19 protein-coding genes and 2 pseudogenes are annotated in these 21542 nt (G+C 64.4%); 11 read left to right on the top strand and 10 right to left on the bottom strand.

Going from position 1 to position 21542, the window contains the following annotated elements; translation table 11 throughout:
* The first annotated feature begins 52 nt into the window (after nucleotides 1–52).
* The 5 genes from xseB (at nucleotide 53) to C6571_RS02085 (ending at nucleotide 5747) form a co-directional block, all read left to right on the top strand.
* Nucleotides 53–280: an exodeoxyribonuclease VII small subunit gene (gene xseB, locus C6571_RS02105; RefSeq protein ID WP_106445227.1), complete on the top strand. Its 228-nt coding sequence runs from the start codon at nucleotides 53–55 to the stop codon at nucleotides 278–280.
* On the top strand, nucleotides 277–1230 hold the full coding sequence (locus C6571_RS02100; RefSeq protein ID WP_106445226.1) for a polyprenyl synthetase family protein: 954 nt from the start codon (nucleotides 277–279) through the stop codon (nucleotides 1228–1230). The genes xseB and C6571_RS02100 overlap by 4 nt, the downstream gene beginning before the upstream one ends.
* 64 nt (nucleotides 1231–1294) lie before the next feature.
* Nucleotides 1295–3211: a 1-deoxy-D-xylulose-5-phosphate synthase gene (gene dxs, locus C6571_RS02095; RefSeq protein WP_106445225.1), complete on the top strand. Its 1917-nt coding sequence runs from the start codon at nucleotides 1295–1297 to the stop codon at nucleotides 3209–3211.
* Nucleotides 3212–3431: 220 nt separating this feature from the next.
* Nucleotides 3432–4514 carry a TRAP transporter substrate-binding protein gene (locus C6571_RS02090; protein ID WP_106445224.1) on the top strand — a complete coding sequence of 361 codons (1083 nt, stop codon included), beginning with the start codon at nucleotides 3432–3434 and terminating at the stop codon, nucleotides 4512–4514.
* Nucleotides 4515–4667: 153 nt separating this feature from the next.
* Nucleotides 4668–5747 carry a TRAP transporter substrate-binding protein gene (locus tag C6571_RS02085; protein ID WP_106445223.1) on the top strand — a complete coding sequence of 360 codons (1080 nt, stop codon included), beginning with the start codon at nucleotides 4668–4670 and terminating at the stop codon, nucleotides 5745–5747.
* A 568-nt stretch (nucleotides 5748–6315) separates the two neighbouring features.
* Here the strand turns inward: C6571_RS02085 and C6571_RS02080 are convergent.
* The 3 genes and pseudogenes from C6571_RS02080 to C6571_RS02070 all read right to left on the bottom strand — a co-directional run bounded on the left by C6571_RS02080 (nucleotide 6316) and on the right by C6571_RS02070 (nucleotide 10014).
* Nucleotides 6316–8087, bottom strand: a pseudogene (locus C6571_RS02080) (TRAP transporter large permease).
* Between the two features lie 14 nt (nucleotides 8088–8101).
* Nucleotides 8102–8722, bottom strand: coding sequence for a TRAP transporter small permease subunit (locus C6571_RS02075; protein ID WP_106445222.1), 621 nt, complete (start codon nucleotides 8720–8722; stop codon nucleotides 8102–8104).
* 182 nt (nucleotides 8723–8904) lie between these two features.
* Nucleotides 8905–10014, bottom strand: coding sequence for a substrate-binding domain-containing protein (locus C6571_RS02070; protein WP_106445221.1), 1110 nt, complete (start codon nucleotides 10012–10014; stop codon nucleotides 8905–8907).
* 88 nt (nucleotides 10015–10102) lie between these two features.
* Between C6571_RS02070 and C6571_RS02065 the strand changes: the two genes are divergently transcribed.
* The 3 genes from C6571_RS02065 to C6571_RS02055 all read left to right on the top strand — a co-directional run bounded on the left by C6571_RS02065 (nucleotide 10103) and on the right by C6571_RS02055 (nucleotide 12383).
* Nucleotides 10103–10843, top strand: a complete 741-nt coding sequence (locus tag C6571_RS02065) for an ABC transporter permease (protein WP_106447986.1) — start codon at nucleotides 10103–10105, stop codon at nucleotides 10841–10843.
* Nucleotides 10840–11565 (top strand): ATP-binding cassette domain-containing protein, encoded by a 726-nt coding sequence (locus C6571_RS02060; RefSeq protein ID WP_106445220.1) that lies wholly within the window; start codon nucleotides 10840–10842, stop codon nucleotides 11563–11565. The genes C6571_RS02065 and C6571_RS02060 overlap by 4 nt, the downstream gene beginning before the upstream one ends.
* 98 nt (nucleotides 11566–11663) lie before the next feature.
* Complete coding sequence (locus C6571_RS02055; RefSeq protein WP_106447985.1) at nucleotides 11664–12383, top strand: ABC transporter substrate-binding protein; 720 nt, start codon at nucleotides 11664–11666, stop codon at nucleotides 12381–12383.
* A 97-nt stretch (nucleotides 12384–12480) separates the two neighbouring features.
* Here C6571_RS02055 and modC read toward each other — a convergent pair whose 3' ends face one another.
* The 6 genes and pseudogenes from modC to C6571_RS02025 form a co-directional block, all read right to left on the bottom strand.
* Nucleotides 12481–13578 carry a molybdenum ABC transporter ATP-binding protein gene (gene modC / locus C6571_RS02050; RefSeq protein WP_245901483.1) on the bottom strand — a complete coding sequence of 366 codons (1098 nt, stop codon included), beginning with the start codon at nucleotides 13576–13578 and terminating at the stop codon, nucleotides 12481–12483.
* A gap of 50 nt (nucleotides 13579–13628) precedes the next feature.
* Nucleotides 13629–14306 carry a molybdate ABC transporter permease subunit gene (modB, locus tag C6571_RS02045; protein WP_106445219.1) on the bottom strand — a complete coding sequence of 226 codons (678 nt, stop codon included), beginning with the start codon at nucleotides 14304–14306 and terminating at the stop codon, nucleotides 13629–13631.
* 9 nt (nucleotides 14307–14315) lie between these two features.
* Nucleotides 14316–15089, bottom strand: coding sequence for a molybdate ABC transporter substrate-binding protein (modA, locus tag C6571_RS02040; protein ID WP_106445218.1), 774 nt, complete (start codon nucleotides 15087–15089; stop codon nucleotides 14316–14318).
* Nucleotides 15090–15159: 70 nt separating this feature from the next.
* Nucleotides 15160–16193: pseudogene (locus C6571_RS02035) on the bottom strand (DMT family transporter).
* Between the two features lie 130 nt (nucleotides 16194–16323).
* Nucleotides 16324–17403, bottom strand: a complete 1080-nt coding sequence (locus tag C6571_RS02030) for a glycosyltransferase family 2 protein (protein ID WP_106445217.1) — start codon at nucleotides 17401–17403, stop codon at nucleotides 16324–16326.
* Complete coding sequence (locus tag C6571_RS02025; RefSeq protein ID WP_106445216.1) at nucleotides 17400–17945, bottom strand: phosphatase PAP2 family protein; 546 nt, start codon at nucleotides 17943–17945, stop codon at nucleotides 17400–17402. Before C6571_RS02025 ends, C6571_RS02030 begins: the two co-directional genes overlap by 4 nt.
* Nucleotides 17946–18061: 116 nt before the next feature.
* Between C6571_RS02025 and C6571_RS02020 the strand changes: the two genes are divergently transcribed.
* Both C6571_RS02020 and C6571_RS02015 read left to right on the top strand, forming a co-directional pair.
* Complete coding sequence (locus C6571_RS02020; protein ID WP_106445215.1) at nucleotides 18062–18868, top strand: TOBE domain-containing protein; 807 nt, start codon at nucleotides 18062–18064, stop codon at nucleotides 18866–18868.
* Nucleotides 18869–18918: 50 nt separating this feature from the next.
* Entirely contained in the window at nucleotides 18919–19602 is a 684-nt protein-coding gene (locus tag C6571_RS02015) for an SRPBCC family protein (protein ID WP_106445214.1), read from the top strand.
* A gap of 116 nt (nucleotides 19603–19718) precedes the next feature.
* Here the strand turns inward: C6571_RS02015 and C6571_RS02010 are convergent, their stop codons facing one another.
* Complete coding sequence (locus C6571_RS02010) at nucleotides 19719–20819, bottom strand: helix-turn-helix domain-containing protein (protein ID WP_245901359.1); 1101 nt, start codon at nucleotides 20817–20819, stop codon at nucleotides 19719–19721.
* A 236-nt stretch (nucleotides 20820–21055) separates the two neighbouring features.
* On the opposite strand from C6571_RS02010, the gene C6571_RS02005 reads away from it, so the two are divergent.
* Nucleotides 21056–21532: a (2Fe-2S)-binding protein gene (locus tag C6571_RS02005; protein ID WP_106445213.1), complete on the top strand. Its 477-nt coding sequence runs from the start codon at nucleotides 21056–21058 to the stop codon at nucleotides 21530–21532.
* Nucleotides 21533–21542: the final 10 nt, after the last annotated feature.

Raw genomic sequence — 21542 nt, 5'->3', positions numbered from 1 at the left:
GCACTCGCCCTAAAATCAATGGCTTCGCCTGCCCGATTGCCTTTTCTTGCCCATGGCCAAAATCAAAATTGCCGAACCCGCCAGCTATGAAGCCGCCTTGGAAGAGCTGGAGCAACTGGTTGCGCGCATCGAATCGGGGCAAATGCCCCTGGAGCAATTGCTCTCTGGCTACCAGCGCGGTGCCACCCTGCTGGCTTTTTGCCGCGAGCGCCTGGAGGCGGTGCAGGACCAGATCAAGCTGCTGGACGCCGGCAAGGTCCAGCCTTGGACGGCCGAATGAGCGGCATGCCTGGACAAGCGCTGACCGACTGGAGCGCCGCGCAGCTTGCCCGCACCGAGGCCGCGCTCTCGGATTGGGTCGGCGTAGGCGCGCCCTCCGACCTGGGCCAGGCCATGCGCTACGCCGTGCAGGGCGGGGGCAAACGCCTGCGCCCGCTGCTGGTGCTGGCGGCGCGCGAGGCCGTGGCGGGGGAGGGCCACTCCGGCGTCGATGCCGCACGCGACGAAGCGGCTTTGCGTGCCGCGCTGGACGAAGCGGCTTTGCGCGCCGCGTGCGCCGTGGAACTGATCCACGCCTATTCCCTGGTTCACGACGACATGCCCTGCATGGACAACGACGTGCTGCGCCGTGGCAAACCCACGGTTCATGTGCAGTTTGGCGAGGCCGGCGCCTTGCTGGCGGGTGACGCTTTGCAGGCATTGGCCTTCGAGCTGCTCACGCCGGAACGCAGCGACATTCCCGTCGCAGTGCAGGCCCAGCTGTGCCGGCTGCTGGCACGCGCCGCTGGCGCCGCAGGCATGGCGGGCGGGCAGGCGATTGACCTGGCCAGCGTCGGCGAACAATTGGACGAAGCGCAGCTGCGCCACATGCACCAGCTCAAGACAGGAGTGCTTCTGCGCGCCAGCGTCATGATGGGCGCCGCCTGTGGCACACCTGGGGCAGCGGCGCTTGCCGGGCTGGCCTGCTACGGCAACGCGCTGGGGCTGGCTTTCCAGGTGGTGGACGATATTCTGGATGTGACGCAAGATTCCGCCACACTGGGCAAGACCGCTGGCAAGGACGCTTTTCATTCCAAGCCCACCTACGTTTCTTTGCTCGGGATCGAGGCTGCACGGCAGTGCGCGCAGAATCTCCACGGCGAAGCGCTGGCTGGCTTGGCCGCCTCCGGCCTGCGCAATACCGAACGGCTCGCGGCGCTGGCAGACATGGTGCTGCTGCGCTCAAATTAGAAGTAAAAATGGCCTCCAGCGCTTATTGGATAAGCGCTATAAGCTATTAAATATATAGTATTGAATGTCCACGACTGCCTACCCCTTGCTTGAGACCGTGAACGATCCGGCCGATCTGCGCCGCCTCTCGCGCCCCGAGCTCAAGCGCCTGGCCGACGAACTGCGTGCCTTCGTGCTCGACAGCGTCTCCAAGACGGGCGGTCACTTGAGCTCCAACCTGGGGACCGTGGAGCTTACCGTGGCACTGCATTCCGTATTTGACACCCCGCGCGATCGCCTGGTGTGGGACGTGGGCCACCAGACGTATCCGCACAAAATATTGACCGGGCGGCGCGAGCGCATGGGAACGCTGCGCCAGCTGGGGGGTGTTTCGGGCTTTCCGCAGCGCGCCGAGAGCGAATACGACACCTTTGGCACGGCGCATTCCAGCACTAGCATCTCTGCTGCTCTGGGCATGGCGCTGGCCGCCAAGCGGCGTGGCGACGAGCGCTATTCGGTCGCCATCATTGGCGACGGCGCCATGACGGCAGGCATGGCGTTTGAGGCGCTGAACAACGCCGGCGTGGCAGATTGCAAGCTGCTGGTCATCCTGAACGACAACGACATGAGCATCAGCCCGCCGGTGGGCGCGCTCAACCGCTATCTTGCGCAGCTCATGAGCGGGCAGTTCTATGCCGCCGCCAAGAACGTTGGCAAGACGGTGCTGCGCCCGGTGCCGCCCTTGCTCGAACTGGCCAAACGCCTTGAGCAGCAAGCCAAGGGCATGGTGGTGCCGGCCACGTTGTTTGAAAAATTCGGCTTCAACTACATCGGTCCCATTGATGGGCACGACCTGGATTCCTTGATTCCCACGCTGGAGAACATCAAGGAGCTCAAAGGACCGCAATTTCTGCATGTGGTCACCAAGAAGGGCCAGGGCTACAAGCTGGCCGAGGCCGACCCGGTGGCCTACCACGGACCGTCCCGGTTCGACCCCAAGATCGGCCTCGTCAAGCCCGCCACGCCGCCGCGCCAGACATTTACGCAGGTGTTTGGCCAATGGCTGTGCGACATGGCGGCGCACGACGAGCGCCTGGTGGGCATCACGCCGGCCATGCGCGAAGGCTCGGGCATGGTGGAATTCGAACGGCGCTTTCCTGAGCGTTACTACGACGTTGGCATTGCCGAGCAGCATGCCGTGACGTTTGCTGCGGGCATGGCCTGCGAGGGCGTCAAGCCCGTGGTGGCTATCTATTCCACCTTCCTGCAGCGCGCCTACGACCAGCTCATTCACGACGTGGCCTTGCAAAACCTGCCAGTGGTTTTTGCGCTCGACCGCGCCGGCCTGGTGGGCGCGGATGGCGCCACGCATGCCGGCGCCTACGACATCGCCTTTGTGCGCTGCGTTCCCAATCTGGCCATGGCCTGCCCGGCCGACGAGCGCGAGTGCCGCCAACTGCTCTCCACCGCCTTCGCGCAAGACAACCCCGTGGCCGTACGCTACCCGCGCGGCAGCGGCGCCGGGGTGGCGCCGCTACCTGGACTGGACGCCCTGCCGTATGGCAAGGGCGAAATCCGCCGCACGCGCAGCGGCGCATTGCGCCCGGCGGGTCTGCCGCGCATCGCCATCCTGGCGTTTGGCACCTTGCTCTACCCGGCCCTCGAAGCCGCCGAACAGCTCGACGCCACGGTGGCCAATATGCGTTGGGTCAAGCCGCTGGACACGGCATTGCTGTTGCAACTTGCCACCGAGCACGACGCGCTCGTTACGCTGGAAGAGGGCTGCATTCAGGGCGGTGCAGGCAGTGCGGTGCTCGAAGCCCTGGCGGCCGCCGAGGTGCAGTGCCCGGTGCTCCAGCTCGGCCTGCCCGACGTGTTCATCGAGCATGGAGATCCGGCCAAACTCCTGTCCTTGCAGGGGCTCGACGCGCGGGGCATTGCTGCGTCGGTGCGCACACGGTTTGGCGCTGTGGCGCTCTCAGTCAGCGAGCGCGCCGCCTGAGATTCCCACTCGCCCGGTGGGGGCGGGTTGCCAGGGACTTTTTGCGTAGCTTGCAAAACCCTGAAGGCATGCGCCTTGCGGCGGGATTTCGCGGGAAAACCCGCAAAGGCTCTGGAAAGCGTCTTTTTACAATTCCGCCATGGCTGCTAAAGTGGCTGGGCCGCGCGGCAGACTTGCCACGTGATCGGCACTTTGCAACCCCGTTTACCAAGAGGTTTTTATGGATCGTCGTTCACTCATCAAACATGCCGGCATTGCCGGCGTACTGGCCGCAGGGGTTGCTCCTGCCGTGCACGCCCAGACGGCTGTTCGCTGGCGCATGGCCTCGAGCTTTCCCAAGTCGCTCGACACCATTTTTGGCAGTGGCGAAACATTTTCCAAAACACTCAAGGCCTTGTCGGGTGGCAAGTTTGAATGCTCGGTGCACGCAGCTGGCGAGCTGATGCCTCCCTTTGGTGTGGTCGACGCCATTCAAAACAGCACAGTGGAAATGGCGCAGACCGCGCCGTATTACTTCACTGGCAAGAACTCCATTTTTGCTTTTGGCTGCGCCGTGCCTTTTGGTCTGACCGCACGCCAGATGGACGCGTGGATGGAGCACGGCAACGGCCGCAAGCTCATGGATGCGTTCTACGCCGAATACAACATCAAGAGCCGCAGCGCAGGCAACACCGGCACGCAGATGGGTGGCTGGTACCGCAAGGAGATCAACACCGTTGAAGACCTCAAAGGTCTGAAGATGCGTATGGGCGGAGGCCTGTTCGGCGAAGCCATGCAAAAGCTCGGTGTTGTGTCGCAAAACATGCCTGCAGGCGAGGTCTACCAGGCACTGGAAAAAGGCACCTTGGACGCTTGTGAATTCGTCGGCCCCTATGACGACGAAAAGCTGGGCTTCAACAAGGTGGCCCCGTACTACTACTACCCCGGCTGGTGGGAAGGTGGCGCCGAGCTGGAATTCTTCATCAACGCCAAGGCCTACGCGGCCCTGACACCCGAATTCCAGGCCATGGTCGATGCCGCCACGGCGGTTGCCGCCCGCGACATGACCGCCAAGTACGACGCCTTCAATCCCATTGCATTGAAAAAGCTCGTCGGCGCCAAGACCCAGCTCAAGGCGTTTTCCAAAGAGCTCATGGATGCCGGCTTCAAGGCTTCGATGGAAGTGTTTGCCGAGCACGAAGCCAAGTCGCCCGAGTTCAAGAAAATCCACCAGGATATGCGTGCGTTCCAGCGCGACCAGATCCTGTGGGGCCGTTTCTCGGAATTCCGTTACGACAGCTACATGACTTCGGTCAAGCTGTAGCCAGCATAGTTCTTGTCGCGATCAGGCCATGACTGCATTGATCGCTCCAAGCCGCCGGAGTCTCGGGCCCGCAGCTGTGCGGGCCTGACGCCGGCTTTTTTTTGGCATCGCAGCAGCACCGCCAGCACCTTTTTTCATCACAGGAGACTAGCAATGGATCGTCGTTCCCTTATCAAAAATGCCGGCATCGCCGGGGTGCTCGCGGCAGGTGTCGCACCGGCAGTGCATGCGCAGGCAGCAGTGCGTTGGCGCCTGGCGTCGAGCTTTCCCAAATCGCTTGACACCATCTTCGGATCCGCAGAAGTATTTTCCAAAGCCGTCAAGGACATGTCTGGCGGCAAGTTTGAAGTCTCGGTGCACGCCGCCGGCGAGCTGATGCCCGCGTTCGGCGTGGTCGATGGTGTGCAGAACGGCACCGTCGAGATGGCGCACACAGCGCCTTACTATTTCTTTGGCAAGAACGAGGCCTTCGCCATCGGTGGCGCCATTCCCTTCGGCATGAACTCGCGCCAGCTCACGGCCTGGATGGTGGACGGCAACGGCCAGAAGCTCATGCGTGAGTTTTACGCGCAGTACAACATCATCGATTTCATCGGTGGCAACACTGGCGCCCAGATGGGTGGCTGGTTCCGCAAGGAAATCAAGTCGCCCGACGACATCAAGGGCCTGAAATTCCGTGTCGGCGGTTTTGCCGGCAAGGTCATCGAGCGCATGGGTGGTGTACCGCAGAACATTCCCGGCGGCGAAATTTACCAAGCACTGGAAAAGGGCACGATCGACGCGGCGGAGTGGATTGGCCCCTACGACGACCAGAAGCTGGGCATCAACAAGGTGGCGCCCTTCTACTACTATCCCGGCTGGTGGGAAGGGAGCCTGAATCTCTCTTTCTACGTCAACGACAAGGCTTTCAACGGGCTCTCGGCCGAGAACAAGGCCATCATCAAGGCCGCCTCTCACGAAGCGCACGTCACCACGCAGGCGCGCTACGACTCTCGCAACCCAGGCGCGCTCAAGCAACTGGTGGGCGCAAAGACCAAGGTACTCCCATTCCCGCAGTCGGTCATGGATGCGTCCTTCAAGGCGTCGCAGGAAGTGTTTGCCGAACTGGATGCCAAGAACCCGGACTGGAAGAAAATCCACGCCGATTACGTGAACTTCCAGCGCGACCAAGTGCTGTGGTTCCGCTTTGCAGAAGGCACCTTCGACAACTTCATGCAGCGCCAGAAGCTCTAAACGCAATCGTTCAAGAAAAATCCCGCCTGGTGCGGGATTTTTTTATGGGCTTGCTGGAAACGCTCCAAGCGCAAGCCCGTGGGAGTGGGCTGTACCTTGTCTTGCGGGGCCTCCTCGCCACTCCAGCATGGATGCGCCCGCTCTGCCTGGGTCGACAGCCTTCTGTTGGCCCCACCATTTCGAGAGGGAGTCGACGTGACGCACTCGTGGCATTTGTGCTGTGTCGCCTGCGCAGTGCATTCACGCTGAGCAGCTGATCGCTTGTTAACGTCTGGCACGCCGCATGGTGATTGGCCTTGTTGGCTTCGTAGACGCTTACCTGTAGGGTGTGACAGCGCCATGCACCCGCCAGCACCACACTGGCCGCGCTCCGCGGCGTTGCGGGTCCTTGCGCCTTGCCTGGCCCACCCGGTGGGCGCAGCATCCAACTGCCTTTTCTAGCTTCAGTTGGAACGTTGCCTAGGCATCATGGTCGCCGCCGGACGGCAGGCAGCCACGATGTCGAGACAGCCAGACGCAAAAAAGCCCCGCCGAGGCGGGGCTTGTCGTTGGCAAATGGTCGCCAGTCTTATTTCTTCTCTTCCTGAATGGCCTCCAGCGCTGCCTTCATCGGGTCTTCTGGCACGTCGGGCTCTGCGGCTGCAGGTTCTCCAGGCGCAGGCTCTGGGGCCGCAGCGTCCAGGGCGTCGAGTTTGCGCATCTGCGACTCCATTTGCAGGCGAATCTTGTCCAGGTCATACACCTCCTTTTCGTCCAGGCCACTGGAGACGATGCCGGGGAAGAAAATGATGAGACCCACCATGATCACCTGAATCAGCACGAAGGGCACGGCTCCCCAGTAGATCTGCATGGTGGTGATGGGCTGAATCAGCTTCTTGGTCACTCGGTCGGTGTAAGCCACTGCGGGCGCCACGCTGCGCAGATAGAACAGCGCGAAGCCAAACGGCGGGTGCATGAACGAGGTCTGCATGTTCACGGCCAGCAAAATGCCGAACCAGATCAGGTCGATGCCCAGTTTGTCTGCCACGGGAGCCAGCAGCGGCACCACGATGAACGAGAGTTCAAAGAAATCCAGGAAGAACGCCAGGAAGAAGATCATGATGTTCACGAGGATGAGGAAGCCAATCTGCCCACCGGGCAGACCGGTAAGCAGATGCTCCACCCAGCGCTGACCGTCCACACCCTGGAACACCAGGCTGAAGATGGTGGATCCGATCAGGATGAACACCACGAAGGTGGAGAGCCGGGTGGTCGCTATCAGTGCCTGCTTGAGCAGTTTGAAGTTCAGGCGCCCGCGCACGGTGGCCATGGTGATGGCGCCCAGTGCACCCATCGCTCCGCCTTCGGTGGGCGTCGCGACTCCGAGAAAAATCGTGCCAAGCACCAGGAAAATCAGCAAAAGCGGCGGGATCAGCACAAACGTGACCCGCTCGGCCATGCGTGAGAGCAGCCCCAGACCGGTGATTTTGTTGAGCATGGACAGCACGAATGCCAGCCCGACCCCCACGCACATGGACACCACGATGGTTTCGTCCTTGGCGACCTTGGTCACCTCTTCGCCTGTCCACCAGGTATGCACGTCTGCAATGTGGTGTGCAAAGTAGAGCGAAGCGCCCACAGACACGAGGGTCAGCAAGAGCAGCGAGGGCAGGCCGCTGTTGCCGTTGTCTTCCCGAATGGTCCGGGCTTCGGCAGGCAGCGCGGGGACCCACTTGGGCTTGAAAATAGCGATAAGCACTACGTAGCCGGTGTACATGCCCATGAGCATGAAGCCGGGGATGAATGCGCCCTTGTACATGTCTCCCACGCTGCGTCCGAGCTGGTCGGCCAGAATGATGAGCACCAGCGACGGCGGAATGATCTGTGCCAGGGTGCCTGAGGCGGCAATGACGCCGGTCGCTATGCGGCGGTCATAGCCGTAGCGCATCATGATGGGCAGCGAGATCAGGCCCATGGAAATGACCGAAGCCGCGACCACGCCGGTGGTGGCTGCGAGCAGCGCGCCGACAAACACCACGGCGAGTGCCAGCCCCCGCGCACCGGGCCAAAGAGCTGGCCAATGGTTTCCAGCAAATCTTCTGCCATGCCGCTGCGCTCAAGGATCAGGCCCATGAGCGTGAAGAAGGGAATGGCCAGCAGCGTGTCGTTCTGCATGATGCCGTAGATCCGCAGCGGCAGAGCCTGCAGGAGCGCCTCCGGCAGCATGCCCAGTTCAATGCCGATGAAGCCAAAGAACAGGCCGCAGGCGCCGAGGCTGAAGGCCACGGGAAAGCCCATCAGCAAAAATACGATCAAGCCCGCGAACATGATCGGGGCCATATTGGAAGTGATGAATTCCATGAATGTGTCTCCGCTCAGTCGGCTTGGGTGGCTTGCTTGCCATTGCCTTTGGCGGCTTCGGCCAGGCGACGGATGGATTCGGCCAGTTCTTCCTCAGCCGTTTTTTCGCCAGATTTGATGGTTGGATCAGGAATCAGACCCTTGAGAAACGCGACGCGCTTGATAAGCTCCGACCAGCCCTGCAGCAGCAGCAGGGCAAAGCCGAGCGGCATCATCAGGTACACCGGCCAGCGAATCAGGCCGCCGGCGTTGCTGGACATTTCTCCAGACTCGAGGGCCTGCAGGAAGAAAGGCGTGCCGAACCACAGGATGGCCGCGCACACGGGCGTGAGAAACACCACGAAGCCCACCACGTCGAGCCAGATTTGTGTGCGTTTCGAAAAACGGCTGGAGACCACGTCCACCCGCACATGCTCCCGGTGCAGCAGCGTGTAGCCCGCAGCGAGCAGGAAGGCGGCAGCAAACAGATACCACTGGATTTCCAGAAAGCCGTTGGAGCTGTAGTTGAAAATTTTGCGCACGACGGCGTTCAGTCCGCTGATCACCGTGGACGCCAGGATCAGCCAGATGACGGCCAGTCCGACGCGCTCATTGAGCCAGTCGATGCCTCTGGATAGTTTGAGTAATGCCTGCATGAAGTCTCCAAGAATGCTGGGATGGGCTGGCGGTTTGCAACGGACAGACGCGACGCCGCGCTGTAACTTTTTGAACGGTTGCGATTCTACGAAGCACTGTAGGCGCAGGCTGACAGCAGCGTGACGGTGTATTCCCTAGGCCTGGTGAGCCCGCATTGCTACTGAAAGCATAGCTATCAGGGTTAACGCGTAGCGCGCAAAACGTGCTTTTGCGCCGAAAAGTTCCACCATGGCAGCACCGCGCTCATGGCCAGCACCTGGCCGCAGAGCGCTGGCGCGTAGCCTGGAAGCTCCGCCATGCATGCCTGCCAGGCAGACGATTGCAGCACGGTGCGCAGAGCCAGGGTAGACGCCTGGTCCAGGCTGGACTTGAGGCAGGCGAGGTGGTAGCGCTCATGCACCAGCGGGACGAAATCGAGATGGCGCGCGTGCGCCGCCATCTCGATGCCCAGGCCGGCATCGGCCGCGCCAGAGGCCACCGCCTGCGCCACCGCAGCGTGCGAGGTTTCGGTGTGGGCGAAGCTGCCGAGCGCGTCCGGGCTGAGTCCCTCGCGATCCAGCAAGTCACCCAGCAAAACCCGTGTTCCAGTGCCCAGCGGGCGGTGAACGAAGCGCGCGCCGTGCGCCGCTACGTCGGACAGGCGCTGCAGGCCGAGCGGATTGCCTCGCGCCACGATAAGGCCCTGCGTTCGCCGCGCAAAGCCTATGAGCTTGTGCAAGCCGGGCTTGAGCAGCGGCTTGTACGTGCGCGCCGTCTGCGAGAGCGGCGCGGCACCTTCGAGCGTATGAAAGCCTGCCAAGGTGCAGCGCCCTTCGTTGAGTGCCCGAATGGCGTCCACGCTGCCGGTGAAGCGGATATCAAGGTGCAGGCTGTCCGCCGCCGCATGCTCGCGCAGCAAGCCCAGTGCGTCGTCGTGGCTGGCATACAGCGTCAGCACATGGGCGTTGGCGTCGAAGGCCACGGCAAAGGCGCGTTCCAGGTCGGCGTGCAATGCAGCAATCTGCGGCGCCAGACGCGCCTGGGCCTGGCGCTCGGCCCACAGAAGTTTTTCGCCAAATTCGCTCAGTTGCGCTGCCTGGCCCTTGCCCCACACGATGAGCGGGGCGTCCAACTGTTCCTCCCAGCGCTTGAGGGCGCCCCACACGTGTCGGTACGACAAACCCAGCGCGCGCGCCGCGCCCGAGATGGAGCCCTCTTGCGCCACGGCGGCAAGCATTTCGGGCAGCGGATTGCGGATCAGGCGATTGCCGGCATCGCGCGAGAGCGTGTAGTGGAGCTGAATCCTATGCACGGCGTTTCATATGGTTGATGGCGGGCAGGGCGCCTACGATAGCGCACGCCCGCATCGCCTCACCGTCCGTCCCACCGTTCGCCCTCGCATGTCCACCTTGTTGCCCAGCTTTGCGAAAGCGCTGCAGCTCATCGCCGGCTTTGATCCCGCGCTCTGGAGCATTGTCGGCCGCTCCCTGGCGGTGAGCGCCACGGCCTGCGCAATCTCTTTTGGCGCGGGCCTCGCCCTGGGCGCCTGGCTGGGCGTGGCGCGCTTTCGCGGGCGCGGCGCAGTCTTGCTGGTTTTGAATACTTTGCTCGCCATGCCTTCGGTGGTCGTGGGGTTGCTGGTGTACCTGCTGCTCTCGCGCAGTGGTCCGCTGGGCTGGCTGGGCTGGCTGTTTTCCTTTCAGGCAATGGTGCTGGCGCAGGCCGTGCTGGTGCTGCCCGTCGTCACGGCGCTGACACGCCAGACGGTGGAAGACGCCGAACGCTCCTACGGCGAGCAGCTCCAGTCGCTCGGGGCCGGGCGCTTGCTGCGCAGCCTGATGCTGGCCTGGGACACGCGCCTGGCCTTGTTCACCGTGCTGGTGGCGGCCTTTGGCCGGGCCATCTCGGAAGTGGGCGCGGTGATGATCGTCGGCGGCAACGTCGATGGCTTTACCCGTGTGATGACCACCGCCATTGCGCTGGAAACCAGCAAGGGCGACCTGCCGCTGGCGCTGGCGCTGGGCACGGTGCTGCTGGCTGTGGTGCTGGCGCTGCATGCCAGCGTGGCGCTGCTGCAGCGCTGGGTCAGCCGGCGCGATGCGGCCAGCGGTACGGCGGCGCTTACCTTGGCGGCGGCTTGATCCAGACGCATGCGCCCCTCCTGACCCTGCGGGGCGCTGGGGTGCGTTTTGGCGCGCTGCATGCACTGCAGGCGGTGAACGTCACCCTGCACGCCGGTGAGCGCCTGGCACTGATAGGCGCCAACGGCAGCGGCAAAAGCACTTTGTTGCGCGTGCTGCACGGCCTGCAGCGCCTGTCCAGCGGCGAGCTGGCGCATGGCGCGCCGCACCGCCAAGCCATGCTGTTCCAGCGCCCGCACCTGCTGCGCGCCAGTACGCAGACCAACGTCGCGCTGGCCTTGTGGCTGCGTGGTCATGCCTGGCGCGAGGCCCGCACGCAGGCGCTGCGGGCGCTGGAGCGCGTGGGGCTCGAATCGCTCGCACGGCAAAACGGCCGCACGCTATCGGGCGGGCAGCAGCAGCGCGTGGCGTTGGCGCGCGTCTGGGCGCTGCAGGCGCAGCTGCTGCTGCTCGATGAACCCACGTCCAGCCTGGACCCGCACGCCAAGCGCGAGGTGGAAGCGCTGATTGCCCAGCTTGCCAGCCCCACCACTTGCGACGCGCAGTCAGAACCCGTCACCACCGTGTTCAGCAGCCACAACCTGGGCCAGGTCAAGCGCCTGGCCACGCGGGTGCTCTACCTGGAACAAGGCCGGGTGCTGGTCGACCTGCCCGTGCACGATTTCTTTAACGGCCCCCTGCCAGAGGCCGCCCGTTGGTTCGTCAAAGGAGAAACTCTGTGAAAAATATCAAGGCTTTTAACCCCCTGACGCTTATCCATAAAGGGTTGGCAGCTATTGCTTTGGTAGCTTGCACGGCCAGTTGGGCCGACACCATCACCATGGCCTCCACCACCTCCACCGAGCAGTCGGGCCTGTTCTCGCAGCTGCTGCCGGCGTTCAAGAAGGACACCGGCATCGACATCAAGGTGGTGGCCGTTGGCACTGGCCAGGCGCTGGACATGGCGCGCCGGGGCGACGCCGACGTGCTTTTTGTGCACGACCAGGTGGCGGAGGAGAAGTTCGTGGCCGACGGCTGGGGCGTCAAGCGCTACCCGGTCATGTACAACGACTTCGTCATCGTCGGCCCCAAGGCCGACCCGGCAGGTATTGCCGGCAAGGACGTGGCGGTGGCGCTGAAGAAAATAGCCAGCGCCAACGCCGTCTTCATCTCACGCGGCGACAAGAGCGGCACCAACGCCGCCGAGCTGCGTTACTGGAAGCTGGCCGACACCGAAAAGGGCGCGGGCTACAAAGAGTGCGGTTGCGGCATGGGACCCGCGCTCAACATGGCGGCCGGCAGCGGCGCCTACGTGCTGACCGACCGCGGCACCTGGCTGAACTTCAAGAACCGTGCCGACCTGGCCATCCTGGTGGAAGGCGACAAGCGCTTGTTCAATCAGTATGGCGTGATGGTGGTGAACCCCGCCAAGCATCCTCAAGTCAAGGAAAAGGACGCGCAAAGGTTTGTGGACTGGGTGACGTCCGCCGCCGGCCAGCGCAGCATTGCCGAGTACCAAATCAATGGGCAGCAACTGTTCTTTCCGAACGCGGACAAGTAAGCCGCAGGGCGTCAGTGGCTGATAAATTTCAAGTGTTTTTGGACTCTAGCGCTTATGAATAGTGCGCAAGCAGCTATTTTTTAGATAGCAAAGTCTCTTAATCCAGCAGCGCCACGCCCTTGACCTGGGCAAACAACTCGCGGCCGGGCGCGATGCCCAGCGCCTGCACCGAGCGTTGCGTGATGCGGGCCAGCAGGCGCGTGCCGCCAGCGTCCAGCGCCACCATCCATTGGCCTGGACTGTCTTCGCGCAGCCCGGTGACGGTGGCGGGCACGATGTTCAAGATGCTGGTGTCGCTCTGGCGCGCCAATGTCAGGCTCACGTCGCGCGCCTGCACGCGCACACGCACCCGCTGGCCTACAGCGCGGGCGGTGGTGCTGATGACGTGCAGCTCGCCGCCAGCAAAGGCCAAGGTGGAGAGATGTTCTGAGCTGTCGTGCCGCAGCAGCCTGCCTTCAATCAGCGTGGCGGCCGCGTCGCCCTGGGCCAGCGGGAGGTCGAGGCGGGCAATCAAGTCCTCGGCGCTGCCGCTGGCACGCACCCGGCCGGCGTCCAGCAGCACCATGTGCGTTGCCAGGCGCGCGACTTCATCCAGCGCGTGGCTGACGTACAGCACGGGAATCGCCAGCGTGCGCTGCAGGGCTTCGAGGTAGGGCAGCAACTCGGCCTTGCGGCCAGCGTCGAGCGCGGCCAGGGGCTCGTCCATCAGCAGCACGCGGGGCTGCGCAGCGAGTGCGCGCGCAATCGCCACGCGCTGGCGCTCGCCGCCCGAGAGCGTGGCGGGGCGGCGGTCCATCAATTCGCCGAGGCCGAGCAAATCGACGGCCTGGTCGAGTGCCACCGATTCCTGCCGCTCTGTTGAGCGCACGCGCTTTTGCGCATACGCAATGTTTCCGCGCACGCTGAGGTGCTCGAACAGGCTGGCTTCCTGAAACACATAGCCCAGCGCGCGCTGGTGCGTGGGCAGCCAGATGCCGGCCGCGTCGTCCTGCCAGGTGGCACCCGCCACGCGCACCCGCCCCGGCCGGGCGCGCTCCAGGCCGGCGAGCGCGCGCAGGCAGGTGGTTTTGCCGCAGCCCGACGGCCCGAACAAGGCAATGAAGCCGCGCCCCGGCAACTGCAAATCCACGTCTAGCGTGAACGTGGCGCGCTTGAGCACCAGGCGCGCTTCGATGCCGCCCGGCTCTTGGCTCATGGCAGCAGCCGCGCACGGCGCAGTCATGGGAGCAGCGGCGTGCGGCGCAGTCATGGGAGCACGCGCGCGCGGCGCGTGAGGTTCAGCCCCAGCAGCACGATGAACGAGAACACCACCATGCCACCGGCCAGCCAGTGGGCCTGCGTGTATTCGAGCGCCTCGACGTGGTCGTAGATTTGCACGGAAATCACGCGCGTCACACCCGGAATGTTGCCGCCCAGCATGAGCACCACGCCGAACTCGCCCACGGTGTGCGCAAAGCTCAGGATGGCGGCGGTCACGAAGCCGCCGCGCGCCAGCGGCAGCGCGACGGTGAAGAAGCGGTCCAGCGGCCCGGCGCCCAGAGTGGCAGCGGCTTCCAGCGGCCGCTCGCCAATGGCCTCAAATGCACCCTGCAGCGGCTGCACCGCAAACGGCAGCGAATAAATCAGCGAACCCAGCACCAGCCCCCAAAAGGTAAAGGGCAGGGTGCCCAGGCCCAGCGCCGTGGTCAGCTGCCCGAGCGGGCCGCTTGGCCCCAGCGCCACCAGCATATAAAAGCCAATCACGGTGGGCGGCAACACCAAAGGCAGCGCCACCACGGCGGACACCGGCCCGCGCCAGCGCGAACGGGTGCGCGCCAGCCACCAGGCCAGCGGCGTGCACAGCACCAGCAACAGCGCCATGGTCGTGCCAGCCAGGCGCAGCGTCAGGCCAATCGCACGCAGGTCGGTTTCGTTGAAGGGCATGTGAGCCAGCTATTCAATGATCGCGTAGCCATAGGATTGGATGACCGCGCGCGCGGCATCGCTCTTGAGGTATTGCATCAGCGCCGCCGCGGCCGGGTTGTCCTTACCGCGTTCGAGCAGCACAGCGTCTTGCCGAATGGGGCTGTGCATCTCGGCCGGCACGCGCCAGGCTGAGCCTTGGGCGATTCTGCCGTCCTTCATCACTTGCGACAGCGCCACAAAGCCCAACTGCGCATTGCCGGTGTGCACGAACTGGTAGGTTTGCGCAATGTTCTCGCCCATCACCATTTTGGGTTGTAACTTGTCGGCCAGGCCGAGCTTGCCCAGTGTCTGCAGGGCGGCTGCGCCGTAGGGCGCGAGCTTGGGGTTGGCCACCGCCAGATGCGCAAAGTTGCCGGTGGCCAGCATCTTGCCCTGGCTGTCCACCATGCCATCGGTGGGGCTCCACAGCACCAGGCTGCCTAGCGCATAGGGTATCAAGCTGGTGCCTATGGCTTTGCCGTCCGACACCAACCGGCCGGCGGTCTTGTCGTCGGCTGAAAGGAAGACGTCGAACGGTGCGCCGTGGGTGATTTGTGCGTAGAACTTGCCCGTGGAGCCAAACGAAAGTTCGGCTTTGTGGCCCGTGTCCTTGGCGAACAAGGCGGCAATGTCCTGCATGGGCGCTGTGAAGTTGGCGGCGACGGCTACCTGCACCTGGTCGGCCCGGGCGGTGTGCAGGCTGGCGAACGTGAGGATTAGCGCGCCAAGGATGCGCGTAAGACGTTGGAACGAAAGATGCATGGCGGTGGCAGCGCAGTAGCGCTATTCAAATTTGGAATAGCGAAAGTATAGGCGCCCGGCTCAAGCCATTTCAGCCGTGGGTGTGCAGATGGTGGGCATCGGGTACATGGGGGTGGGCGTGTTGCATGGGGGCATGCTGGTGCTTGTGGCTGTGCGGCTTGCTTGGCATCGGGTCGTGGGTATGCAGATGGTGGCCATCGTCGTGTGAATGCGCGTGCTCGTGCTCCAGCCATTCGTGCACATGCTCATGGTCGTGGCCTTCAAGCAGATGCAGCGCAACGCCCAGCAACATCAGCGCCCCGCCTGCGGCCAGCAACCAGCTGCCCGAGCGGTTTCCCATGGCCCACGCGCCCAGCGCGCCGATAAACGGTGCAAACCCAAACACCGAGCCGGTGCGGGCCGCACCAAATGTCCGCTGCGCCAGCAGATACAGGCGCAGGCTCAGGCCATAACCGGTGGCGCCCACTGCCAGCAAAGCCAAGGCTGCGCGCCATGGCGGCAGGGGTTCGGCAAATGCCAGCGCGATCAACAGCGTGGCCGTGGCGCCCAGCGCTGATTTGTACAGCACCACTTGGCCCGGGTCGCGCTCGGCGACACCCCGCGACAGGCTGTTGTCCAGTCCCCAGGCTGCGGTCGCACCAAGAACCGCCAGCAGCCCCAGCATTTGGTTGCCCCCGCGCGCCCTTGTTCGAACACCAGTGCGCCGCCCCCGGCAACCAAGAGCAGCAGCGCAGTCGCCACGCGCCGGTCCATCGTTTCTCCGTACATGCGCCAGGCCAGGACTGCGGTGAAGACGGCTTCCAGCGTGAGCATCAGAGACGCGCTGGTCCCGCTGGTGCATTGCAAGCCCCAAGCCAGTGCCACTGGTCCCAATACAGCGCCCAAAATAGCCATGCACAGCAAACGGGGGGCGTCACGCCGCGTGACCCTGGCCTCGCGAGAGGCAGGCTGGCGCTGCCACACGGCCACGCCTGCTGCGCCGACGTAAAGCAAGCCCGCCGTGGTAAACGCGCCAAGCCCTTGGCCGAAGTGCTGGACCAACGGAAGTAGGGCAGCCCGTTGAGGGTGGGCGTGAGCCAGTCGCCCGAGCGCAGCATTTCCCATGCCACACCGACGTAACGCCCTTCGTCCGGCAGCATCAGGGGGCGTGCCCATGCTGTCCATGCCAGCCAGACCAGCACGAGCAAGGTGACGGCCGTGGGGCTGGGCGTCCGCTTGGTCGTCAGCGCCTGCATCAGTCGGCCTTCCTCAAACCCTGGCCCAGTTCGCGCTTGACGACGTAGATAGGGCGTCCCTTGACTTCTTCGAAAATGCGCCCGACATACTCGCCCACCACCCCGAGCGAGAGGAGCTGGATGCCGGAAAACCCCATCAGCCCCACCGCAATGGTGGTCCAGCCGCTGATCGCATGGCCATACAGCAGATAGACAGCGGTGAGGTAAGCGCCATAGAGCAGTGCGAAGCATGCCAGCACGAAGCCCATGACACTGACGGCGCGCAGCGGCCAGGTGGTAAAGCCTGTCAGGCCGTCCACCGAGAGCCGAATCAAGTTCCAGGGGTTGAATGCGGTCTTGCCATGCAGCCGCCCCTCAGGCATGTAGGGAACCGCAAGGGCATCGAAGCCTACCCAGGCGTACAGCCCCTTCATGAACCGATTGCGTTCTGGCAGCGAAAGCAGGGCGGTCACCACGGCGCGGTCCATGAGCCGGAAATCCCCAGCGCCGGCAGGAACCTCGAATCGTCCTGCCATATTGACCAGCTTGTAGAACAGGCGCGTCCCCAGGCGCTTGAAAGGGCTTTCGTCTTGCCTGTCCTCGCGCAGCGCATAGATCACATCGCGGCCCTGGCGCCAATGCTGCAGGAAGATGGGAAGAAGTGAGGGGGAATGCTGCAGGTCGGCATCCATCATCACGATGGCATCGCCCCGTGCTGCCTCCAGCCCAGCTGTGAGCGCCGCTTCCTTGCCAAAGTTGCGTGACAACAGCAGTGCGCGAAAGCCCGGGGTCTGTGCCCATTTGGCAAGCACCAGGCTGGTGGCGTCCGAGCTGCCATCGTCCACCAAAATCACTTCCCACGCTTGTGCGCAAGCCGCAAGGGTATCGCGCAGCCGGGGCAGCAACTGCTCCAGATTCCTCGCTTCGTTGTGGGACGGAACAATGCAAGAGACAGAGCCGGATTCGCGGGATCGAGGCTGGCCAAGAGCGAGCGTGCCTGTCTGCGTGGTATTCGCCGCGTGGAAGCGTCTTTCGCAGGGTGGCGAAACGTCGGCCGCTGGATGCGGTGGCGTGGTGGCAGCTACCAGCGTGGTAATCATGTGAGCCTCGTGGCGACGGTGTGCCATATTGAATGTCGGAAAACGAGGCGACAGGCCAGCCAGGCGCTGGTGGCGCCCACCAAGGCGCCGGCCAGAACGTCCGACGGGAAGTGCAGCCCAAGATAGACACGGCTCCAGGCGACGAGGACGGCAGCGACCAGGGCGAGCAATCCCCAATACCAGCGCCCCGCTGTCAGCGCAATGGCCGTCGCAAACCCGAAGACCACGCTCGCATGGTTGCTGGGAAAACCGTGGGACGCTGCGTGCGGCAGCCACTGCGTGCCAAGCCCCAAGACAAAGGGCCGATCGGCAGGGATGAAATGCTGGCCAAGCCGTGCCAGTAGCCACGCCATGGCCATGGCGGCAAGTACCTGCAGCACGCGCAACCGCACCCGGCGATCACCCGCCAGAAAAATGCCGACAGCGCCGCCGGCCATCAGTTGCGGCAATCGGTCGGTGACGAACAGGGCCAGGGCCGTCAACCAATGCGGCGAAGCAGCCGAGCCGTTGATCGCCAAGAAGAGCGCAGCGTCGAGAGACATAGTTCCAGCCTTTGATCAGGTGGTGAACGACGGCGCGATTGTCAAAGTCAAGTCTTAGGCCAGCATTAGGGACCCGCTACCCTTGGCAGTCCCCTTCGTCAGGCACCATTGCGTCTATGCCATCGCCCCTTGCCCTGCCCGCTGCTCTTGGCCACGAGCCCACCGACAAGCGCATCGCCATCCTGCGTGAGGTCGGCAGCTGCGGCTCCATTTCCCAGGCGGCACGCACCGTAGGTGTGAGCTACAAGGCAGCCTGGCAGGCCATCGACACGCTGACCAATCTCGCCGGCACGGTCCTGGTGGCGCGTGCCGTGGGCGGCGCGGGCGGGGGCGGCGCGGCGTTGACCGCTGCAGGTCACGAACTGCTGGCCGCCGCCGACGCCATGGCGCGGGCGCGCGGGGAGGTGTTGTCGCGCTGGCAAGCGGCGCCGCACGCAGGGCCGGCGCTGGCGCGGTTGGCGGTACGCACCAGCATGCGCAACCAATTGCCCTGCGTGGTCCAGCGGCTTGAGCGCCTGGGGCAGATCGTGCGTGTGCATCTGGCGCTGAGCGAGCGGGCGGCGTCTGCACCAGCCGATCTGGTATCGCGCGTCACACGTGAGAGCGCCGAGCTGCTCGGCTTGCGCATTGGCTTGCCGGTGCAAGCGCTGTGCAAGGCCACGGCCGTGCGCGTGGAGCGTGCGCGAGCGAAGGAGCCCGCCGGCGAGTCGGCAGACGAGCCAAGGCAAGCAGGGGGCTTCTCGCTTGCGGCCAAGGCGGTGCGGGTGCGGCGCGGCGCATCGGGCGACGAAGTGTCTGCCGAACTGGAGGCGGGTTTGCAGATGGTGGGGTTTGCCCCCCCAGCCAGCGGTTTGCGCTCGGGCAACCGGATTGCACTGATACTGGAAGAAAATGCGGTGGTACTGGCATTGGCAGAGGCCTGACACTCTGACTGTTCGCCAACACCGAACAAAAAACCTAGGAGAACCCCGCCATGGACATGGAAGCCCGCCGGGCCTTTGCTGCCAGCCCGCAAGAGGTGTGGGACGCACTCAATGACCCCGATGTGCTCAAAGCCTGTATCCCGGGTTGCGACCGGTTCGAAGCTGTAGATACAGACCATTACGCCTTGAATCTGGCCCTCAAGATGGGTGCCGGCTCGCCCCGATTCCAGGCCAATGTACAGCTGGCCGATCGGTTTCCGCCCGAGCGCTACCAGGTTCACTTCGAAGGCGACGGCGGCGTGGCGGGCACGGGTAAGGGCGTGGGGCGGGCCCGCCTTATTCCGCTGGCCGACTACGCGCCCGGCCACCCGCGTTGCCAACTGCACTACAGCGTAGACGTCAGTCTGGATGGAAACATCACCAAGATTGATCCGCGCCTGGTAGATGGTGCGGCCCAAGGCTTGGCGGAACATTTTTTTCGCCGGCTGGACGAGCAACTGCGCCGCCGGTATCCCCGCGCCGCGCCGACCGAACTGCGCGCGGCGCCGCAAGACATGGACGCCGACGAGCGCGCTGGCGCACCTACCATGCTGCTGGACCGCGCTTCGCGAGCGCCGGCACCGCAGCGGCAAAAGCCGGTCGCCAGGGCGCCTCTCTTTCCCAGGCTGGGATGGATTGCCCTCGCAGGGGCAGCCCTGCTGCTGGTGGCGTATTTTTTTGCTCGCTCAAGGTAGGTGCATTGCACCCATTGCAGCTGCTGACGGTGCTATGAGTTGAGTAGCTGCTCAGGCCCATGAATGGGGCGCGAAGCTCCATTTTCCCCGTGGGTTCATGGCCTCGCAGCGCCGCTTTAGTCCTTTGTTTTCCGCCCCAGCTTGCGGTACACCGTGGCGCGGCTGATGCCAAGCGTACGGGCGGCTTGGGCGACGTTGCCGCGCGCGTCGCGCACGGCGCTGCGGATCCATTCGGCCTCGGTTTCTCGCAGTGGAGCGGTGGCCGTTGGGCGGACAGGCAAGGTGCAGGCGCTGCGGCGCGTGGCCATGGCGTGCAGGCGCAGGCCGGACCACAGCGGCAGCTCGATGCACTGGCCATGTGCGGAGGCGTCAAACAGGCGCGGCCAGTCGAGGGCCAGCAGGTCGCTGCTGTGCAGGCGCTGGCCGGACAAGCTGCGCGGCATGGGAACCAGCTGGCGTGCTGCGCCGTTGCAGCCGAGCAGGCAGCCATCGGCGTCGAGCACCATCAGACCATCGGATTCGCTGCCGAGCTGGGCGCCGGGCCAGTTCAGACGCAGCAGCAGCGCGTGCGGCTGCTGCTGCAGCAATGCGTCCTCGAGTGCCCGGGCCGAGCGTGCGACCACGTGGCGCAGTTCGGGCCGCTCGGGGACATCGACACCGGTCAGGTCCAGCATGCCTACGCAATGGCCCAGCGGATCGAACAGCGGCGCGCCAGCGCAGCTGTAGCTGCCATTGGCGTCAAAGAAATGCTCGCCGCGGTGTAGCCACACGGGGCGCAGCTCAGTGAGCGCGGCGCCGATGGCGGTGGTCCCCACGCTGCGCTCCGACAGGTCGATGCCGACCCGGCCAATGGCGTGGGCGCGCGGGTCACGGTGATCCACCGGGCCTTGAACGTCAAGCACCACGCCGTGCCTGTCGGTCAGCAGCGCGAAGTAGCCCATGCCGCCGATGGCATGCACCAAGTGCGCCAGCACCGGGCCTGCGGCGCGCAGGAGTTGTGCGTGTTCGTCGTGGGTGCGCCGCAGTGCTGCGGCGCTGACGCAGTCAAAAGTCAGCGCCTGTTCCGGCGTACGGCCCGCGCGCAGGCAGCGCTGCCATGAGCGGGTGATCCAGGGTTCCATGCCGGGTGGCTGCGCGCTGCCGCGCGCCAGCACCGCGTCGCGCGCCTGAGCAATCAGTGCGCTGCGGTCGAAGGTCGGAGAAGGGTGGGGCGTCACTAGCGGCGTTCCAGGCGAAGACGCTGCGGCGCAGCATGTTTCAAATTGAGAATATCCCCAAGCAGCGCGGCTGGGTTCAGGGTTGTCCCTAGCTACAGTGCCTGGTGGTGGACACAAGATGGCCGAGGAAGTCCTGCATCACCTGCGCGAGCGGGTGGAGTGACGCAGAACATGCCAAGAGGCGCGCCGGGCGGCGCAGCCTTCTCTTCCAGCCATCCCCACCAGGAGACAGCCCGATGCCTGTGCAGTTCACCGTCAATGGCCGGCCGGCCAGTGTCGACGCCCCCGCCAATACCTTGCTTGTGCACGCGCTGCGCGAGCACCTCCACCTCACCGGCACCCATGTCGGGTGCGACACCAGCCAGTGCGGCGCCTGCACGGTGCTGCTCGATGGCCGCGCCATCAAATCCTGCGCCATGCTGGCGGTGCAGGCCGAGGGTTGCGAGATCACCACCATCGAAGGCCTGGCCACGGCGGACGGCAGCATGCACCCCATGCAGGCAGCGTTCAAAGAGTGCCACGGCCTGCAATGTGGCTTCTGCACGCCGGGCATGGTGCTCTCTGCTGTCGATCTGGTGGAGCGCTACCCCGGCGCAAGCGAAGCCGAGATTCGCGCGCTGCTTGACGGCAACATGTGCCGCTGTACCGGCTACCAGAACATCGTCAAAGCCGTGCAGCAGGGCCAGCAGGCCATGGCTGCCTCGGCTGCCTGACACCAACGAA

Origin of the sequence: Simplicispira suum, from assembly GCF_003008595.1 — a bacterium.
Lineage (GTDB): Bacteria > Pseudomonadota > Gammaproteobacteria > Burkholderiales > Burkholderiaceae_C > Simplicispira > Simplicispira suum.
The sequence above is the reverse complement of the archived record's forward strand: the minus strand, read 5'-3'. Positions and strand labels throughout refer to the sequence as shown.

Coding starts and splice junctions, on each gene's coding strand:
- xseB (WP_106445227.1), top strand. CDS start 53: ATGGCCAAAATCAAAATTGCCGAACCCGCCAGCTATGAAGCCGCCTTG.
- C6571_RS02100 (WP_106445226.1), top strand. CDS start 277: ATGAGCGGCATGCCTGGACAAGCGCTGACCGACTGGAGCGCCGCGCAG.
- dxs (WP_106445225.1), top strand. CDS start 1,295: ATGTCCACGACTGCCTACCCCTTGCTTGAGACCGTGAACGATCCGGCC.
- C6571_RS02090 (WP_106445224.1), top strand. CDS start 3,432: ATGGATCGTCGTTCACTCATCAAACATGCCGGCATTGCCGGCGTACTG.
- C6571_RS02085 (WP_106445223.1), top strand. CDS start 4,668: ATGGATCGTCGTTCCCTTATCAAAAATGCCGGCATCGCCGGGGTGCTC.
- C6571_RS02075 (WP_106445222.1), bottom strand. CDS start 8,722: ATGCAGGCATTACTCAAACTATCCAGAGGCATCGACTGGCTCAATGAG.
- C6571_RS02065 (WP_106447986.1), top strand. CDS start 10,103: ATGTCCACCTTGTTGCCCAGCTTTGCGAAAGCGCTGCAGCTCATCGCC.
- C6571_RS02055 (WP_106447985.1), top strand. CDS start 11,664: ATGGCCTCCACCACCTCCACCGAGCAGTCGGGCCTGTTCTCGCAGCTG.
- modC (WP_245901483.1), bottom strand. CDS start 13,578: ATGAGCCAAGAGCCGGGCGGCATCGAAGCGCGCCTGGTGCTCAAGCGC.
- modB (WP_106445219.1), bottom strand. CDS start 14,306: ATGCCCTTCAACGAAACCGACCTGCGTGCGATTGGCCTGACGCTGCGC.
- modA (WP_106445218.1), bottom strand. CDS start 15,089: ATGCATCTTTCGTTCCAACGTCTTACGCGCATCCTTGGCGCGCTAATC.
- C6571_RS02030 (WP_106445217.1), bottom strand. CDS start 17,403: ATGATTACCACGCTGGTAGCTGCCACCACGCCACCGCATCCAGCGGCC.
- C6571_RS02025 (WP_106445216.1), bottom strand. CDS start 17,945: ATGTCTCTCGACGCTGCGCTCTTCTTGGCGATCAACGGCTCGGCTGCT.
- C6571_RS02020 (WP_106445215.1), top strand. CDS start 18,062: ATGCCATCGCCCCTTGCCCTGCCCGCTGCTCTTGGCCACGAGCCCACC.
- C6571_RS02015 (WP_106445214.1), top strand. CDS start 18,919: ATGGACATGGAAGCCCGCCGGGCCTTTGCTGCCAGCCCGCAAGAGGTG.
- C6571_RS02005 (WP_106445213.1), top strand. CDS start 21,056: ATGCCTGTGCAGTTCACCGTCAATGGCCGGCCGGCCAGTGTCGACGCC.